This window comes from Rhizobium sp. BK379 (assembly GCF_014193955.1).
Lineage (GTDB): Bacteria > Pseudomonadota > Alphaproteobacteria > Rhizobiales > Rhizobiaceae > Rhizobium.
This window is the reverse complement of record NZ_JACIAD010000008.1, coordinates 73,284-89,336: the sequence shown is the minus strand read 5'-3', so window position 1 is coordinate 89,336 and position 16,053 is coordinate 73,284. Positions and strand designations below refer to the sequence as shown.

Below are 16,053 nucleotides of genomic sequence, written 5' to 3'. Positions count from 1 at the left end.
TCTCCTCCTTGAAGCGCTTCCGGTTTTCCGAAAACACGAAGTGCTCTAATCCTCGTCATCGAGATCGCCGTCGCGCCACACCAGATGACGAGGCGAGGCGGGCAGGTTTTCGATCTCGCCCGCGATGAAATAGGGCGGAATATCGAGCGCGGTCAGACCTTGGAATGTTGCGGGCACCCATTTGAATTCTAGATGATTGTCGCCATCCTCCACCCGATGAATAATCTCATGCGTACGGAAGGGAAATTCCCGCGGGATTTCCATGAGATAGTAGAATCCGAGCTCATGCCAGTCACGGCCCTCGTAATGGAAGAAATTCTCGACGGTCCAGAGGAGACGACTGACGGTCACTTCGACGCCGAGTTCCTCCATCATCTCCCGCTTCAGCGTTTCCTCAGAGGTTTCTCCGATCTCGGCGCGGCCGCCGGGAAAGGTCCAGAAAGGTTCGTGAACGGCGCGATGGACAAGGACGTGTCCATCGCGAAATCCGAGCCCGGCGATCCGGTAGTTGAAGCGCTGGCTGCCTGCATTGAGGCGAACGACAGTTCTCTTGGCCATGATATTATCCGAGGTCAATGACCACTATCTCCGGCGGAATGCCGAAGCGCACCGGCGCAACGGAGCAGCCGAGCCCGCCGGAAACGATGATGTTTCGACCATCCTCCACAATATGGCCATAGGCATAACGATCGCCATAACGTGAGGGCACGACCGGCGAATAGCCGAGAAGGCGGATCTGCCCACCATGCGTGTGGCCAGACAGAGTGAGCGATACCCGTTCGGGTACACGTGGAAATATATCGGGCTCGTGGGCCATCAGGATAACGGGCGCGTCGTCGGAAATCTGTGCGAGCGTCCCGTCGAGATCGTCGAGCCCCTGCATCCGGCTGCGGCCCCATTTCCTGCCAGGCAGGAGCGCCAGCTGATCCTCCAGACCCGCCAGCCAGAACGCGTGCCCTTCCTTTTCCAGCCTGACGGCACGATTGCTGTAGACGGGGATACCTGCGTTGGCCAGCGCTCTATGTCCGAACGTATCGCCTCCGCCATTCTTCTGCGCGGTCCTGTCTTCCCACCAATCGTGGTTGCCCATGATCGCATGCACGCCGAGCGGGGCCTTGAGCGTAGCCAGCGCCTTCGACCACTCACTGGAATGGACGTAGCGCGTCACCATGTTCATGCCAGCCGCGTAGTCACCGAGCAGGAGCGTGATATCGCCGCCAAGCTCGTTAGCATAGGCGCAAATCGACGCGATGCGGGCGGCAGACATCCAAGGTTCGCAGGCATGGAGATCGGCAAGCGCGACGAGCCGCAGCTTTAGGCCCGGCGTCCATCCTGGCGGGGTAAGCGTATAACGGGAAATCGCCGGCCGGGCCAGCGGTTCATAGGCGAATGCATATCCGCCGAGTGCCATAAGGCTGGCGACGCCGCCACCCATCAGTTTGAGAAAGCCGCGCCGGCTGATCAATCAATCGTCCTCCCGGAACAGCCCGAATTGCGCAGCCTCCATATCCTTTGGCGGCTGCATGCCGAGATGTTTCCACGCGATTGCGGTCAGAACGCGGCCACGCGGTGTGCGCTGTATGAAACCCTGCTGGATCATGTAGGGCTCGATGATGTCCTCGATCGCATCACGCGGCTCGGAGAGACCGGCCGCAATGGTTTCGATGCCGACCGGGCCGCCGCCGAAATTGACGGCGATCATGTTGAGGTAGCGCTTGTCGAGCTGGTCGAGACCCATATTGTCGACCAGCAGGCGGGTCAGTGCCTCATCGGCGATCTCGCGGGTGACAGCTTCGGCCCCTGCGACTTCGGCAAAGTCGCGCACGCGGCGGAGCAGGCGGCCGGCGATGCGCGGTGTCCCGCGCGCACGCCTTGCGATTTCGCGGGCGCCGTCATCGGTCATGCCAAGGCCCATCAGGCGGGCGCCACGGCGAACGATCAATTCCAATTCCTCCACCGTATAGAAGGAGAGACGCACGGGAATGCCGAAACGGTCGCGCAGCGGTGTCGTCAGCAGGCCAAGGCGGGTGGTGGCGGCGACGAGCGTGAATTTCGACAAGTCGATCTTGACCGAGCGGGCGGCAGGGCCTTCGCCGATGATGAGGTCGAGCTGGAAATCTTCCATCGCCGGATAAAGGATTTCCTCGACCGCAGGGTTGAGGCGATGGATTTCGTCGATGAAGAGCACATCACGCTCTTCGAGATTGGTCAGCAATGCGGCGAGGTCGCCGGCCTTGGCGATAACCGGGCCGGAGGTCGAGCGGAAATTGACGCCGAGTTCCTTCGCCATGATCTGCGCCAGTGTCGTCTTGCCGAGGCCGGGCGGGCCGACGAAGAGAACATGGTCCAGCGCTTCGCCGCGGTTTTTGGCCGCTTCGATGAAGATCTTGAGATTGGCGCGTGCCTCCGCCTGGCCGGTAAACTCGTCCAGAGACTGCGGACGTAGCGTTGTATCCAGGTCTTCGCCACGCTTTTCCGGCGCTATCAGGCGGGCATCAGTCATTGAGTATTTCCGTTAGAAGCTTGCTCAAGTCCATACACCAAGCGGCCCGCATTGACACCCCGCGAGGCCATCAGCGGGAGAGTTCCCGCAGGCCGAGGCGGATCAGCTTGGCGCTATCGGCATCCTCTCCGGCCGTCTTCATGGCGGCGGCAACCGCATTGGCTGCCTGATCACGGGAATAGCCAAGATTGGTCAGGGCCGAAACGGCATCGGCAACGGGGGCTGCGGCCACGCCTTCGCCGATCTCCTGCTTGAGACCGATATTGATCGCCTCGCCGGCAAAGGCGGGCGCCTTGTTCTTAAGTTCGGTGACGATGCGGATCGCGACCTTGGGGCCGACGCCCTGAGCACGCGAAACGGCAGTCTTGTCCTGCAGGGCGATGGCATTGGCAAGCTCTGATGGTGTGAGCGTCGAAAGTACGGCGAGCGCCACTTTCGCGCCGACGCCCTGCACGCTCTGGAGCAGGTTGAACCATTCGCGTTCGAGCTGGGTCTGGAAGCCGAAGAGCTTCAACTGATCTTCACGTACATAGGTCTCGATAAAAAGCACGCAGGCCTCTCCGACGGAGCCGAGTTTCGAGAGCGTGCGTGCCGAGCAAAAGGCGACGTAACAGACGCCGTGCACATCGACGAGCACATAGTCATCGCCGATCTCGTCTATGGTGCCCTTCAGCTTGCCGATCATGATCTTGTTCCGTCAGGGATGAGTTGCAGAAGCGCTGGCGACCACCTGGCGCATGCGGTTTGCACCGCGGTGATGAGCATGGCAGATCGCAATCGCCAATGCGTCGGCGGCGTCATTGCCCTTGAATTCGGCCTTCGGCATCAAGATCTTCAGCATCATGTGGATCTGCTGCTTCTCGCCGTGACCGACGCCTATGACGGTCTTCTTGACGGCGTTCGGCGCATATTCCGACACCGGCAGACCGGCACGGGCCGGCACCAGCATGGCGATGCCACGTGCCTGGCCGAGCTTCAACGTGGCGACGGCGTCCTTGTTGACGAAGGTCTGTTCGACGGCAGCCTCTTCCGGCTTGTAGGAATGGACAACGTCGGCAAGCCCATCATGCAGCTGGCAGAGCCGCGAAGCCAGGTCCATGTCGCCATCCGAGGTGACGGTTCCCGAGGCAACGAAGCGCAGCGAATTGCCGAGCGTATCGATGATGCCCCATCCGGTGCGGCGAAGACCGGGATCAATACCGATGATGCGAATCGTGTTTTGCATGGCTCACCCTATAGCGACGGCTGAATAAGTGCCATCGATATGTGAACAAAGCGAAAACATGGCGTGTTTTCAGGCGGCATTTACCGCGAATTAAACCGGATGCACGAATTCTGATCCATCAAATGTGAGAGGGGCCGGCTTTTGCAAAGCTTAAGGCCTCCGATGGTCTGTTTGCAGTTCAACCGGCGGGTGATATCTCGACGATACACCCGCCGGCGGCGCCGTTCCGGAAGGGTTCGTTTTTCATGGCTCAGAGATTTCAGTCCCTGTCCTTCAAGGTGATAGCCACCTTCATTCTGCTGACCACGCTTTCGGTCGCTGTGATCAATATCCTCGCCTATTTCGCCAGCAGCCGCGTTTCCGACGAGCAGGCGCTGAAGGCCAAGGAGAGCGTACTGATTTTCCGCGGCGATATGCTGCAGGATCAGCTTGTGCAGCTCGAGAACCAGGCGACCTCCATTGCGCGCATCGAAGCGCTGCAGATGGCGATCACCAGCCTGAAGAGCGGCTGGAAGACGATCGAGAAAAGCTCGGGCGATGCCCGCGGGGAGCTGAAGAAAGTCTTTATCACCAACAACCCGAACCCGGCCGACCAGCGCGAAAAGCTTGCCAAGCCGGAGGGGCCGAGCGGTTTCTATTATTCGAACCATGAAAAGACGCAGAGCGAAGTGGCGCGCGATCTCGCCGACACGGCGTTCAGCGACCTCCTGATCGTCGATCTCGACGGCACCGTGCTCTATTCTTACAAGAAGAATGACGACTTCGCTGAAAACCTGAAGTCGGATGCCTGGAAGTCGACCGGTGCAGGTATCGCCTATGCCAGGGCGATCGAGAATACCGCAAAGGCCACTGATGATTCTGCGCCGACGGCCTTCTCCGGTCTGCGCGTCGACGCAGGAAGCGGCAAGTCGGCGATCTTCTATGCGGTGCCGATCGTCAAGCTCGGCCAGGCGAAGGGATTGATGCTCTTCAAGGTACGCGACGATGTCGTCACTGGCATCCTCGCGAAGGGCATTGTGTCAGGCAGTACGGCGCAGGCGGCGATCATTTCGGCTGACGGTTCGGCAGTTGGTCTCAATGCATCCGGCCGGCTAGCGACGCTCGATACCGCGCCGTTCACATTCATCAAGGATGCGCTTGCGAGCTCGGCGATGACAGTCGCAGACTTCGATCGCACCGATGGAACAGCACGCGCCTATGTGCGCGGCGTCGACTATCGCGGCGATCGTTTCCTCGTCGTCGAAAGCGTGCTGCTCAGCGAATTGAACGCTGGCTCGATCGAGATCGCCACCCTGCTGACCTGGATCGGCATCGGTGTTCTCGTTGTCATGGCTATTGCCACGGGGCTCATCACCAACTTCCTGTTCTCACCACTTGCCCGTCTTGCCGGCGTGACCAGCGAAGTCGCTGACGGCAAGCTCGAAGTCGAGATTGGCAGCCAGAACCGCAAGGATGAGATCGGCACGATGGCGAAGGCGCTTGCTCGTTTCAAGCAGTCGCTGATCGAAGGCCGCCAGCTCGAAGCTGCGAGCGAGCAAACGCGCATGCGGGCCGAAAGCGAGCGCCAACAGAATCTGGCCCAGCGCGAGGCGGAGGCCCGCAGTCTGCAGGATGTCGTCACGGCACTCGACGAGGGGCTTCATCATCTGGCAAGCGGCGATCTCGCCTACCAGATCGAAACCCGCTTCCCGAGCGAGCTCGAAAGCCTGCGCGTGAACTTCAACGAGGCGCTGGCGACACTCAACGAAACGATGACGGCGATCGGCGGCAATTCCATGGCCGTCCGTGCCGGCTCCGAAGAGATGCGCACCGGTGCCGATGAACTGGCCGGCCGCACGGAGCGTCAGGCAAGCTCGATCACCGAGACGGCAAACGCGATCAGCGCCATCACACAGTCTGTGCGCGTGCAGATCGAGCGCGCCGAGCAGGCGGCGCGTATCGCGCGCGACGCCAAGAAGGAGACAGTCGGCTCCAGCCAGATCATGCGCGAGACGATTGCAGCGATGGAAGCGATCCAGGCGTCGTCGCGGCAGATCAACACCATCATTTCCGTCATCGACGATATCGCCTTCCAGACCAATCTGCTGGCACTGAATGCCGGCGTCGAGGCGGCACGCGCCGGCGAAAGCGGCAAGGGTTTTGCGGTCGTCGCCATGGAAGTACGCGAATTGGCGCAACGCTCTTCGAGCGCTGCCAAGGAAATCTCCAGCCTGTTGCAGAAATCCACGCATGAAGTTGAAAGCGGCGTGGCGCTCGTCGAGAGGGCCGGCGTTGCGCTCGCGGGCATCGGTGGTCATGTCGAATCCATCGACGGCCAGATCAACGAAATCATGGAATCCACTCGTGAAGAGGCCGATACCCTACGGCAGATCAACAGCTCGGTCGCCGAGCTCGATTCCATGACCCAGCAGAATGCGGCGATGGTCGAGGAGACAACGGCTGCAATCCATCGCCTGGCAACCGAGGCCGTGGAGATGGACCGCCAGCTCGGCAACTTTACGCTTGGCGAAGGATATCAGCAGCATAGCACCGACATGCATCTGCAGCGCAAGCGGGCATGATCGTGTCATGCTGATCCGGCTTGAAAAACTCGAGGATGCGGATGCCATTCATGAGCTGACCTGGGTGGCGTTCGAACCGATGCCCTACAGCAATAATACCGAAGCGCAAATCATACGGGATCTTCGTGCATCGGGTGATCTCACATTATCTCTCGTCGCCGAAGAAGGCGGGCAGATCATCGGCCACGTCGCCTTCTCGCCGGTCACAATCGGTGACATCAAGGATGGATGGTATGGGCTCGGGCCGATTTCGGTAAAGCCGGAGCGGCAGCGGCGGGGGATTGGCAGAGAGTTGATCCTGAACGGGCTCGATCTCCTGAGGGAGCGTCATGTGACAGGCTGCGCCCTGATCGGCAACCCTGCAGTCTATCGGGGTGTCGGTTTCGAGAGCGATGGAAAGTTGACCTATGGCGATCTTGATACGCGCTACGTCCAGCGGATCGTCTTCAGGGGATCGCCACCATCAGGTGCGCTGAAATTCTCTCCGGCTTTCGGCGAATGACGGATAGTTTTCGCGGCAGCTTTTATTGGCGCTGCGATTTGGAATAGAGCCACGGCGAACCTACATAGACCGCACCCCAAATTTGCGCGGCAGGTTTCCATGGTTCCCTTTTCCATTCTCGATCTTTCCCCCGTGGCAGACGGCACGACCATCGGCCAATCCTTTGCGGCGTCGAAGCGCATGGCACAGAAGGCGGAGGAGTTCGGCTATACGCGTTTCTGGATGGCCGAACATCACGGCATGCCCGGCGTCGCGAGTGCTGCAACCTCGGTCATTCTCGGGCAGATCGGTGCTGTGACGAAGACCATCCGCATCGGTTCAGGCGGCGTCATGCTGCCGAACCATGCGCCGCTCGTCATTGCCGAACAGTTCGGTACGCTGGAAGCCTTGTTTCCCGGCCGGGTTGATCTCGGCCTCGGCCGCGCGCCGGGAACGGACATGCGCACGGCGCAGGCGCTGCGGCGCAACCTCGACGCCGGTGCAAACAGTTTTCCCAATGATGTCGTCGAGCTACAGCAGCTTCTCGGTACACCGATCGAAAACCAGGCGATCCTTGCCGTACCCGGCAATGATTCACACATCCCGATCTGGCTGCTCGGCTCCAGCCTCTACAGCGCCCAGCTCGCGGCCATGCTAGGCCTCCCCTTCGCATTTGCTTCGCATTTTGCGCCTGACATGCTGCTTGATGCTATCGCGATCTATCGCGACCGGTTCCAGCCCTCGTCCGAACTCGACAAGCCCTATGTGATGGTCGGTGTCATGGGCGCTGTTTCCGAGACGGACGAGGAAGCGCGGTACCACTTCACTTCGGCGCAGCAGCAATTCGTCAATCTCAGGCGCAATGTGCGTGGTCCTTTCCCGCGGCCGGTCAAAGACATGGACGCCTTCTGGTCGCCGATGGAAAAGATGAACGTGGAACACACACTGCGCTACGCCGTCGTCGGCTCGCCAGCCACGGCAGAGGCCCAGCTCAATGAATTCCTCAAGGAAACGCAAGCGGATGAGGTCATCATCTCCATGCCGATCCATGATATCGAGGCGCGTTTGAAATCAGTGGAGCTCTTTGCCGGGCTCGGCAATTTCATGCGGGCCGCAGCGTAGACGCCAGGGCATCCTTGCAAACAAAAACCCGGCGGAATGGCCGGGTTTTTCGATTCCATATCGTGGATGGCTTTAAGCTGAGAGCTTGGCCAGAACTTCTTCCGAGACTTCGAAGTTCGAGTAGACATTCTGCACGTCATCGTCATCTTCCAGCGAGTCAATGAGCTTCAGAAGGGACTGGGCTCTTTCTTCATCGACCGGCACATTGTTCTGGGCGCGCCAGATGGCCTTTACAGTCTCGGCTTCACCGAGCGAGGCTTCGAGCGCCTTGGCGACTTCGCCGAGCGCTTCGAAGCCGGTCGTGATGTAATGGCCGTCCTCGTCCGTCTCGACATCGTCGGCTCCGGCTTCGATTGCGGCTTCCATGACCTTGTCGGCATCGCCGGCGGATAGCTTGTAAGTGATCTCGCCGACATGATCGAAGGAGAAGGAAACCGACCCGGTTTCGCCGAGTGCGCCGCCAGCCTTGGTGAAGACCGAGCGGACGTTGGAGGCGGTGCGGTTGCGGTTGTCGGTCAGTGCCTCGACGATGATCGCCGTGCCGCCCGGGCCGTAGCCCTCATAACGGACTTCGTCATAGTTCTCGGTATCGGCGCCGGATGCCTTCTTGATGGCGCGATCGATATTGTCCTTCGGCATCGACTGGGCCTTGGCGTTCTGGATCGCCAGGCGCAGGCGGGCGTTCATTGTCGGGTCGGGCAGGCCGGCCTTGGCGGCAACGGTGATTTCGCGCGCGAGCTTGGAGAACATTTTCGACCGCACGGAATCCTGACGGCCCTTGCGGTGCATGATGTTTTTAAACTGTGAATGGCCAGCCATGGCACCCCTGTTCACGTCTCATTGTTCGGAATGGGCCGCCTTATAAGATCGGAAAGGGCGATATTCAAGGAAAAAGCAGTCCTTCGCTCCCGCGTAGCCGGTATGGCTCTCGCCGGAACAAAGCCGGGGAGATGACGTTTTCAACCGACAACGCCAGCAGGAAAGGAACGGCTATGGCAAGCTTCAGCGAAGCCCGTGAACAACCGGCACGTCAGCTCTGGGACCAGATCAACGACATCCACGCCGGCATGCTCGGCCTTTCAGGCGTCGACATGCATATGCAGCCGATGGCACCCAACGTTGATCCGACAACCAATACGATCTGGTTCTATACCAAGACAGATGCCGAACTCGTGCAGATGATCAAACCGGGCAGCCGCGCGCATTTCTGCGTCATCGGCAAGAACCACGATTATCATGCCTGCCTGTCGGGGGTCATCGACGTGCGTCCCGATCCTGCGAAAATCGAGGAATTCTGGAACTCGGTCGTGGCCGCCTGGTATGAAGGGGGCAAGAAGGATCCGAAGCTGACGATGCTGTCCATGCATGTCGATGATGCCGAGATCTGGGTTTCGACTGGCAGCAAGCTGAAATTTGGCTGGGAAATTGCCAAGGCCAATTTCGACGAGGAGAAGATGCCTGACGTCGGCATCAAGCGGCATCTGCAATTTGCGTGAGACAAGGGGAAGGCCCGAGCACGATCCGGGCCTTTTTACTGCACGTCCTTCATCACGTAGATCAGCGGCTTTTTCGGGAGCGTGCGCAGCGAAACTGTAATGCTGTTGTCGGGCGCATAATTGACGTCGAACCCAGTGCCGAACATCGAGATGAAGGCATTGACCGGCGGGCCGCGACGGTGCATCGGCAGGATCAGCGACGAGCGCAGCCGCTTGATGACGCGGCTCATGCTATCGGCTCCCATGGTCAGACCGCCATCGACCGGCACCATGACCACGTCGAGCCGGCCGATTTCCGTATAGTGAGTATCGGTCAGTTCGTAATGCAGATGGCCGAGGTGGCCGATACAGAGGCCGGCGATTTCGAAGATGAAGATTGAATTGCCGTCCAGCTGTGATCCGCCCAACCCATAGCTGAAACGGATATCCGTCGTCACATTGCGGATATAGGCGTCACCGACGACGAGGCTAATCCTGGCTTTTTCGCCGGGGATGTCGCTCCACCCGTGCAGCACGTGCTTGATGCCGGGATCCGGCGTCAAGGTGAAATGCGTCGAGTGCGCCTTGTTCATGGTGACGACGTCGGGTGTGACGGCCGGCCTGTACCAACCATTGTAGTCCGTGGCGATGACGATGCCTCCCGGAGTCTCGATTTCGAAGGTTGAATGGCCGAGATAGGTGAACTTGACATCTTCACCCTCGGTAACTGCATGGATTACCGGCGCCACGCCGGAGAAACTCGCGAAAGTGGCCTCAGGAATATTCTGAGCGATTGCCTGGCACTGGCTGACCGGTCCTCGATCTTGCTGGGCTGCGGCAAGGTTAGGCACGGTGAAAATTGCAAGACATGCGATAGCGAGGACAAGACAACGCGGCTTCATGCCACCCCTCCGGCGCTTTCACGACGCCGAGAGGATGCGGCATGCTGTCACAGCGGTCCAGACGGGATAAGCTCACAATTGCGTGTTGCGAGGCGCTAGCGCCAGAATTCGGGGATCGTTTCGGCAAGCCGCGGACCAAGGCGCAGCGGAGCGATCTTTTCCGCAAGCCCCGTCGCGTCCGAGATTTCCACGCCGACGCCGCAGATGGTGGCGGGACCAGTGGCGGCTTCCATGCGGCCCTTCGGCATCTTGGAGATGAAGCGGTTCAGCGGCTCTTCCTTGTCCATGCCGAGCGAGGAGTCGTAATCGCCGCACATTCCGGCATCGGACATATAGGCAGTGCCACCGTTCAGGATCTGTGCGTCGGCGGTCGGCACATGGGTATGAGTGCCGACGACGAAGCTGGCACGGCCGTCGACGAAATGGCCGAAGCACTGCTTTTCGCTTGTCGCCTCCGCATGAAAATCGAAGATGATGGCGTCAGCCTGCTCTTTCAGCGGGCAGGCGGCGAGGATCGTTTCTGCCGCCTTGAAGGGATCGTCAAGCTCGGGATGCATGAAGACGCGTCCCATGATGTTGGCGACGAGCACGCGCGCGCCGTTGCGCGCATAAAAGAGGCCGGAACCGCGGCCGGGCGTACCCTGCGGGTAGTTCGCCGGACGCAGGAACTGGTCATGGCGGCCCGCGAATGCAACGGCATCCTTCTGGTCCCAAACGTGATTGCCGGTTGTCACCACATCGGCGCCGGCATTAATCGTTTCCAAAAAGATGTCTTCGGTGATGCCGAAGCCGCCGGCGGCGTTTTCGCCGTTGACGATGACGAAGTCCAGCTTCAGGTCGGACACCAGACCGGGCAGACGATCCCAGACCGCCGTGCGTCCCGTCTTACCGACCATGTCACCCAGAAATAGCAGTCGCATTCCCTATCCAATCCGTGAGGTAAAATGGCGCAGACCGCTTTCCGTCAGGATGGCATCCAGGCTTATGTCATGCGGCTCAGCGGGTACCTCTGCCACTTCCTGGCAGTCAAATGCAATGCCGATCAGCTTCGGGGAAAGGTCTTTTTGCCTGAGACGGTCGATTGCACGGTCATAATGGCCGGCACCGTAGCCGATGCGGTGGCCGCGGGAATCGAAGGCCGACAGTGGTACGAGCATGATTTCCGGGTCGAGTATAGCAGCATCTTCCCCTGGCCCGACTGTGCCGAAGCCGGTGCCGATCAGCGCCGCGCCATGGATAAGCTCGCGAAAGACAATGGTCTGCCTGTCGATGATTGCGGGCACGCAGAGGCGGGCGCCACGACCGCGCCACCGTGCCATCAGCGGCTGTAGATCGGCTTCCGAACGGATCGGCAGAAAACCGGAGATGATGGTGCCGCGGGCAAAAGCAACCGCATCGCCGGCATGGGCTGCCATATCGAGGCTTTTGGCTGCGCGAAGATCCTTCGGAATGGCGTCGCGGGCCGCCAGACGTTCGGTGCGCAATTGAGCCTTCAATTCCCTGGGCGTCATCTCAAATCCGGTCTCGTTATCCAGCGAACATAACTGCTTGCAGCTGGTGGCGACAGGTGAAAAGGGTCTATTCCTCGCCTGATTGCGCCTCGTCCTCGGGATGGGCGTAGGCGAGCTTCAGCATAATCTCCGATGCGTCGATGAGCGTCTTGCGCTCTTGTGAAGTCAGGCGTTCGTCCATCGCTTTTTCCAGCCAGGCGCGGCGAATGCCTATGTCCTCCGATAGTATGTTGCGGCCATGAGGGGTGATCGACAATTCGATCTCGCGGCGGTCAGCTTCGTTCCGCATGCGGCTGATCAGTCCGTCACGCTCAAGAGCGGCAATGATGCGGGTGACCGATTGCGGTTGCAAGCGCTCCTCGAGCGCGAGACGCCAGGCGGGCATAGGTCCCAACCGATGAAGAGTGCCAAGAATTGCGATGGTCGACAGGCTGTGCGGACTTTCGGACCGCGCGGCGCGCAGGCGGCGGCCGAGCAGCAGGACCGAACGCAGGATGAGTGTCGCGGGGGTGTCGTTGCTACTGGACATATAGTACGCACTGCGTATTATATTGCTCGAGCCCAATCCCTGGTTCGAGAGACGGTTGATGGAAAAGACACTCAATCACTTTGCCGGAGCCTTTCGCTGGTCGACTGAAAAGGAAGTGACGGCGATCGAAATCACCGTTTCGGCGCTCGCCATGGCCGTTCCGGCTCTGCTTGCCGCGAGAGGCCATCATACGGGGCTCGGCCTGATCGGTGGCATGGCGATGAGCGGAACGGTAGCGCACGGTAGACTGAGGACGCAAGCTGCGAGCGCAGGGGCTGCATTGCTGGTTTTGATGCTTGCAGCCGGGCTTGCCTGTGCACTCGCGCGGTTGGGCGGGGCGTTGCAGATCGCCCTGTTGCTGATCGCGGGGCTTGCCGGCGTCCTCGGCGGGTTCGATCGGGCGATGGTCGCGGCTTCGATGCGCTATGTCTTCTATCTCGTGATGGTTGGTGGCATCGTCTCCACCACGACAGCAGATCCGTTGCTCATCTTTGCCGTTGTCATTGGTGGGGCGCTTTTCGCTGTTGTCCTCCACTTGGCTATGGCCCTGGTCGTCGCGCATGTCCGCGGTCATGCGGTAGAGCAGGTTGAAGATGAACGCAAACCAACCGTCAGACAGAGATTCAACAGGCTACGGCGCTCTTTGGGGGAGCCGGCAGGCTGGCAATATCCCGTCCGGCTGGTTTCCTGCCTGGGCGCCGTTTCGCTCATCCACCTGTTCTTTCCCGATCATGACGTTCACTGGGCGGCACTGGCGTTGGTGTTGTTGATCGAGCGGCGGCCGGAACGTTTACCGCTGAAGACGACGCAAAGAGTGATCGGCGTTATCTTCGGTGTCTGCTGCGCGGGGTTGCTGTCGTTTCTAACCTTGCCTAGCTGGGCTGATGTGCTCGTCGTCGCCGTGCTCGGCGGCGCCAGGCCCTTCCTGCGGGTCAGGAATTATCTGGCTTATTCGATCGTGATGACGCCGCTGATGATGATGGCGATGGGAACCGCCGATCATGCCCTGCCGACCTCAGCACTGCTGGACCGGCTATTTGCAACTGTCTTTGCCGCCTGCCTTGTGCTGGTCGTCAACCAGGTAACGATCCATTTTCTGCCTCAGACGGCGGCGCCGAAGGCTTAGACGACGATGCTTGAAGGAATGGCCGCCGTGGGTACCGCAGCCGACAGGCCGGTCACAGCTGATTGCGCTGCCCCGATCGCACCTTCGGCGGCAGTATCGCGGTTCTTCTCGCGCAGATCGCGCATGGCCTTTTCGAGGATCTGTTTCAGTTCTCGGACGATGGATTTGAATTCTTCCATCGTCTGGCGGTCATCGGCGGAAATTGTCGATGATTTCGGACCGTCATCGACGGTTTCCTGATAGGCTTTGCGGGCATGAGCAGCGCCATCCATTTCCGCAGTGTTCGTGCCGTCTTCGGCTGCTTCAGCGGTCGTCGCGGCATCCTGCGGTGTCTCGGTAGAAGCCGTTGCGTCGCTTGCAACAGCGCCGGCCGTTGCACTCGCGGTGGTGCCCGTCGTGGTGGTATCAGTCGTGGTGGCGGCGGAAGCTGATGTGGCTGCCGCGCCGGTCGCAGCACTTGGTGCGGACGAGCCGCCGGTTGCAACGGCTGAGGCGAATTCGGAGGCCGCCGCGCCGACCTTGCGCGCGAGTTCAGCGGCAAGTCGCGCAATCACTTCAGGCGGGAAGCCGGCCGTTTTCAGCGCCTGAAGCTCCTGCTTGGCTTCCTCAAGCTTGCGCTGGGCGCGGCTTTTCGCATCGTCGGCGGAGCTAGCCAGCGAATTGCGCGCCTGCTCCAGCGCCAGCGACTGCCGCTGGATCTTCAATACGCCGGCATCGGGCTCATCACTCGTGGACGAAACGCCGGATTGTGCCGGCTGGGTGCCACGCAGAAGAATGGACGCCGAAACGGTTGCGAGCTGCATAATATACCCCCGATTACATTTGGGGCGCACTTTGCCAGATCAGACTTGCGTGGAACTGGGCCGCGGAACCGTTTGTTTCTCGGCCAATTGCCGCATTGTCTGCTCGAAAAGGGGCGTGCCCCCGGGCTTCCAGCCGAGCGCGCGGATCTTGTCCGTATTCATGACGCAAAGGCCTGCCTTGTCCGCTGCCTCGGGCAGCGGGAAGGGACACTCGGCGTGATGCCGGATCTGTGCAAGAACATCCCTCGTATCGATAGCGATATCGGAGACGTTGAAGATTTCGCCGGAGATCCGGGCGCTTTCTGTTTCCAGCATCAGCCGCACGGCACGGCCGAGATCGCGACCATGCACTTCGGTTCCCGCGCGTGGTAAAACAGGCCGGCCACTCAGACAGTCATCGATCAGTCGATCCCATTTGCCTGGAGAATTATCACCGTAAACGCCGGTTACCCGCAGGCTTGCTCCCGCAAAGCCCGGTCCGGAAAGATGGGCGAGCGCCCGCTCCGCGTCGAGCTTGACCTGTCCGTAAAGAGTTTCCGGTGTGGCGGGCATGGTCTCGAAAAGCTCGGTACCCGGTGCTTGTTCGCCATAGGCCGCACGGGTGGAGATGAAGATACAGCGGCGGGTGCCCGCACGCTTTGCCTCTTCGAAGAGCTTTACGGTGCCGTCGAGGTTCAGGCGTCGAAATGTCTTCGGGTCATTGCCTTCGCCGCCGCGATATTTTCCGTCGAGGTGGCTGAAGGCGGCATGCACGAAGAAATAGGCATCATCGAAGGCGCCGATATCGTCTTCGTCCGGATCGAGCGAAAGCGGGGCAAAATCAACCGGACGGGAGAACGCCTGGGGAAGCGGCGCGCGCCGTCCGCCGATAATCACCTGATATCCAGCGGAAAGCAGCTCTTCGACGATATAACGTCCGACAAGGCCCGTTCCGCCTGATACCAGTACTTTCATGCCGCCTCATCCGGATTGGCCAGGGATGCAATCTCCGGCACGTGGCTGTCAGTGTGGAAACAATGCCACAAATCGATCAAGGGTTGTAGCTCCGCCGCCTTCGGATGATCCTTTTCCCAAGGTTTTTCATACTGATAGTGCAGGATTGAAATGCTCTTCCAATCCCACAGGGCCGGCATCGTGAACCAGACATATTGCAGCATGTTGAAATAGACCGGCAGGCCGTGCCAATCGGGAAAGAAGGTTTCGAGAAAGGTCTGATCGGTGCGCCGCCAAAAGATCTCGGGCTGATCCAGAAGCTCCAGCATTCTCCTGAATGTCTCTTCTGACGGACGGGCAACGAAGACGCCTGAGTTCATGCGACGGAAGTCGGCGAGGCTCTCATAGACATTGGGCGCCGCGGAGAATTCCGGGTAGGCGAAGAGCTTGTCGACGTTCTTCAGCACGATCGCGTCGGCATCGATGAAGACGCAGCGCTCGTATTCGACAAGCTGCCAGAGGCGCAGCTTGCAAAAATTGTCGAGCGGCGAATGAAAGGCCGGCTTGCGGCCTTTGGTGAAAGGCGCTGCGGCGTGGAGATTGCCGCGTGCATGGCGCTCGTTGAAGGCATCCGACAGCGGCAGATGCTCGACTTCGATCAACCGGCAGCCGAGAGCGTCCAGCGATGAGAGGGCAGCCGCATCGACACCGCCCGTATGCAGGATGACGATTGCGGCTTCCGTGCCAGTGCGGCGCAGCGACTTTGCCAGCGCTGTCGCGCCCATGGCGTAATCGGCGTTGGTGACGAGACTGACATAAGCGAAGTGAGGTGCAGAAGTCATGAATGCAGGGTGCTTTCCTGAACGGCTTCGCTCCTGCGGG

18 protein-coding genes are annotated in these 16,053 nt (G+C 60.1%); 5 read left to right on the top strand and 13 right to left on the bottom strand.

Features of this window, described 5'->3' with window-relative positions; all coding sequences use genetic code 11:
• Positions 1-45 precede the first annotated feature (45 nt).
• The 5 genes from FHT93_RS28555 to ruvC all read right to left on the bottom strand — a co-directional run bounded on the left by FHT93_RS28555 (position 46) and on the right by ruvC (position 3,728).
• Positions 46-558, bottom strand: coding sequence for an NUDIX hydrolase (locus tag FHT93_RS28555; protein ID WP_183850648.1), 513 nt, complete (start codon positions 556-558; stop codon positions 46-48).
• Positions 559-562: 4 nt separating this feature from the next.
• Positions 563-1,465, bottom strand: a complete 903-nt coding sequence (locus tag FHT93_RS28550) for a metallophosphoesterase (RefSeq protein WP_183850646.1) — start codon at positions 1,463-1,465, stop codon at positions 563-565.
• A complete protein-coding gene (ruvB, locus tag FHT93_RS28545) occupies positions 1,466-2,503 on the bottom strand; it encodes a Holliday junction branch migration DNA helicase RuvB (protein WP_112546086.1) in 1,038 nt (345 codons plus the stop codon). It lies immediately after the preceding gene.
• 70 nt (positions 2,504-2,573) lie between these two features.
• Positions 2,574-3,188: a Holliday junction branch migration protein RuvA gene (gene ruvA, locus FHT93_RS28540; protein ID WP_113017198.1), complete on the bottom strand. Its 615-nt coding sequence runs from the start codon at positions 3,186-3,188 to the stop codon at positions 2,574-2,576.
• A 12-nt stretch (positions 3,189-3,200) separates the two neighbouring features.
• On the bottom strand, positions 3,201-3,728 hold the full coding sequence (ruvC, locus tag FHT93_RS28535) for a crossover junction endodeoxyribonuclease RuvC (RefSeq protein ID WP_183850644.1): 528 nt from the start codon (positions 3,726-3,728) through the stop codon (positions 3,201-3,203).
• A 245-nt stretch (positions 3,729-3,973) separates the two neighbouring features.
• Between ruvC and FHT93_RS28530 the strand changes: the two genes are divergently transcribed.
• The 3 genes from FHT93_RS28530 to FHT93_RS28520 all read left to right on the top strand — a co-directional run bounded on the left by FHT93_RS28530 (position 3,974) and on the right by FHT93_RS28520 (position 7,892).
• On the top strand, positions 3,974-6,289 hold the full coding sequence (locus FHT93_RS28530; protein WP_183850642.1) for a methyl-accepting chemotaxis protein: 2,316 nt from the start codon (positions 3,974-3,976) through the stop codon (positions 6,287-6,289).
• A 7-nt stretch (positions 6,290-6,296) separates the two neighbouring features.
• Positions 6,297-6,791 carry an N-acetyltransferase gene (locus FHT93_RS28525; RefSeq protein WP_183850640.1) on the top strand — a complete coding sequence of 165 codons (495 nt, stop codon included), beginning with the start codon at positions 6,297-6,299 and terminating at the stop codon, positions 6,789-6,791.
• A gap of 99 nt (positions 6,792-6,890) precedes the next feature.
• Complete coding sequence (locus tag FHT93_RS28520; RefSeq protein WP_112546082.1) at positions 6,891-7,892, top strand: LLM class flavin-dependent oxidoreductase; 1,002 nt, start codon at positions 6,891-6,893, stop codon at positions 7,890-7,892.
• 72 nt (positions 7,893-7,964) lie between these two features.
• Here the strand turns inward: FHT93_RS28520 and FHT93_RS28515 are convergent, their stop codons facing one another.
• Positions 7,965-8,711, bottom strand: coding sequence for a YebC/PmpR family DNA-binding transcriptional regulator (locus FHT93_RS28515; RefSeq protein WP_112546081.1), 747 nt, complete (start codon positions 8,709-8,711; stop codon positions 7,965-7,967).
• Between the two features lie 173 nt (positions 8,712-8,884).
• On the opposite strand from FHT93_RS28515, the gene FHT93_RS28510 reads away from it, so the two are divergent.
• Positions 8,885-9,388 (top strand): pyridoxamine 5'-phosphate oxidase family protein, encoded by a 504-nt coding sequence (locus FHT93_RS28510; RefSeq protein ID WP_112546080.1) that lies wholly within the window; start codon positions 8,885-8,887, stop codon positions 9,386-9,388.
• A gap of 35 nt (positions 9,389-9,423) precedes the next feature.
• Here FHT93_RS28510 and FHT93_RS28505 read toward each other — a convergent pair whose 3' ends face one another.
• From FHT93_RS28505 to FHT93_RS28490, 4 genes are all read right to left on the bottom strand, one after another.
• Complete coding sequence (locus tag FHT93_RS28505; protein ID WP_183850638.1) at positions 9,424-10,269, bottom strand: MBL fold metallo-hydrolase; 846 nt, start codon at positions 10,267-10,269, stop codon at positions 9,424-9,426.
• A 95-nt stretch (positions 10,270-10,364) separates the two neighbouring features.
• Positions 10,365-11,189 (bottom strand): TIGR00282 family metallophosphoesterase, encoded by an 825-nt coding sequence (locus FHT93_RS28500; RefSeq protein ID WP_007827096.1) that lies wholly within the window; start codon positions 11,187-11,189, stop codon positions 10,365-10,367.
• A gap of 3 nt (positions 11,190-11,192) precedes the next feature.
• Positions 11,193-11,780: a 5-formyltetrahydrofolate cyclo-ligase gene (locus tag FHT93_RS28495; RefSeq protein WP_183850636.1), complete on the bottom strand. Its 588-nt coding sequence runs from the start codon at positions 11,778-11,780 to the stop codon at positions 11,193-11,195.
• 67 nt (positions 11,781-11,847) lie between these two features.
• Complete coding sequence (locus FHT93_RS28490) at positions 11,848-12,384, bottom strand: MarR family transcriptional regulator (protein WP_246781758.1); 537 nt, start codon at positions 12,382-12,384, stop codon at positions 11,848-11,850.
• Here FHT93_RS28490 and FHT93_RS28485 point away from each other — a divergent pair.
• Positions 12,368-13,435, top strand: coding sequence for an FUSC family protein (locus FHT93_RS28485; RefSeq protein WP_183850634.1), 1,068 nt, complete (start codon positions 12,368-12,370; stop codon positions 13,433-13,435). The two genes, FHT93_RS28490 and FHT93_RS28485, sit on opposite strands and share 17 nt — an antisense overlap.
• Here FHT93_RS28485 and FHT93_RS28480 read toward each other — a convergent pair.
• Genes FHT93_RS28480 through FHT93_RS28470 form a run of 3 tightly spaced genes read right to left on the bottom strand, consistent with a single transcriptional unit; the run spans position 13,432 to position 16,013 of the window.
• A complete protein-coding gene (locus FHT93_RS28480) occupies positions 13,432-14,238 on the bottom strand; it encodes a hypothetical protein (RefSeq protein ID WP_113204184.1) in 807 nt (268 codons plus the stop codon). The genes FHT93_RS28485 and FHT93_RS28480 overlap by 4 nt on opposite strands.
• Before the next feature lie 39 nt (positions 14,239-14,277).
• Positions 14,278-15,192 carry an NAD(P)-dependent oxidoreductase gene (locus FHT93_RS28475; RefSeq protein ID WP_183850632.1) on the bottom strand — a complete coding sequence of 305 codons (915 nt, stop codon included), beginning with the start codon at positions 15,190-15,192 and terminating at the stop codon, positions 14,278-14,280.
• A complete protein-coding gene (locus tag FHT93_RS28470; protein WP_112972063.1) occupies positions 15,189-16,013 on the bottom strand; it encodes a glycosyltransferase in 825 nt (274 codons plus the stop codon). The genes FHT93_RS28475 and FHT93_RS28470 overlap by 4 nt, the downstream gene beginning before the upstream one ends.
• Between the last annotated feature and the right edge of the window lie 40 nt (positions 16,014-16,053).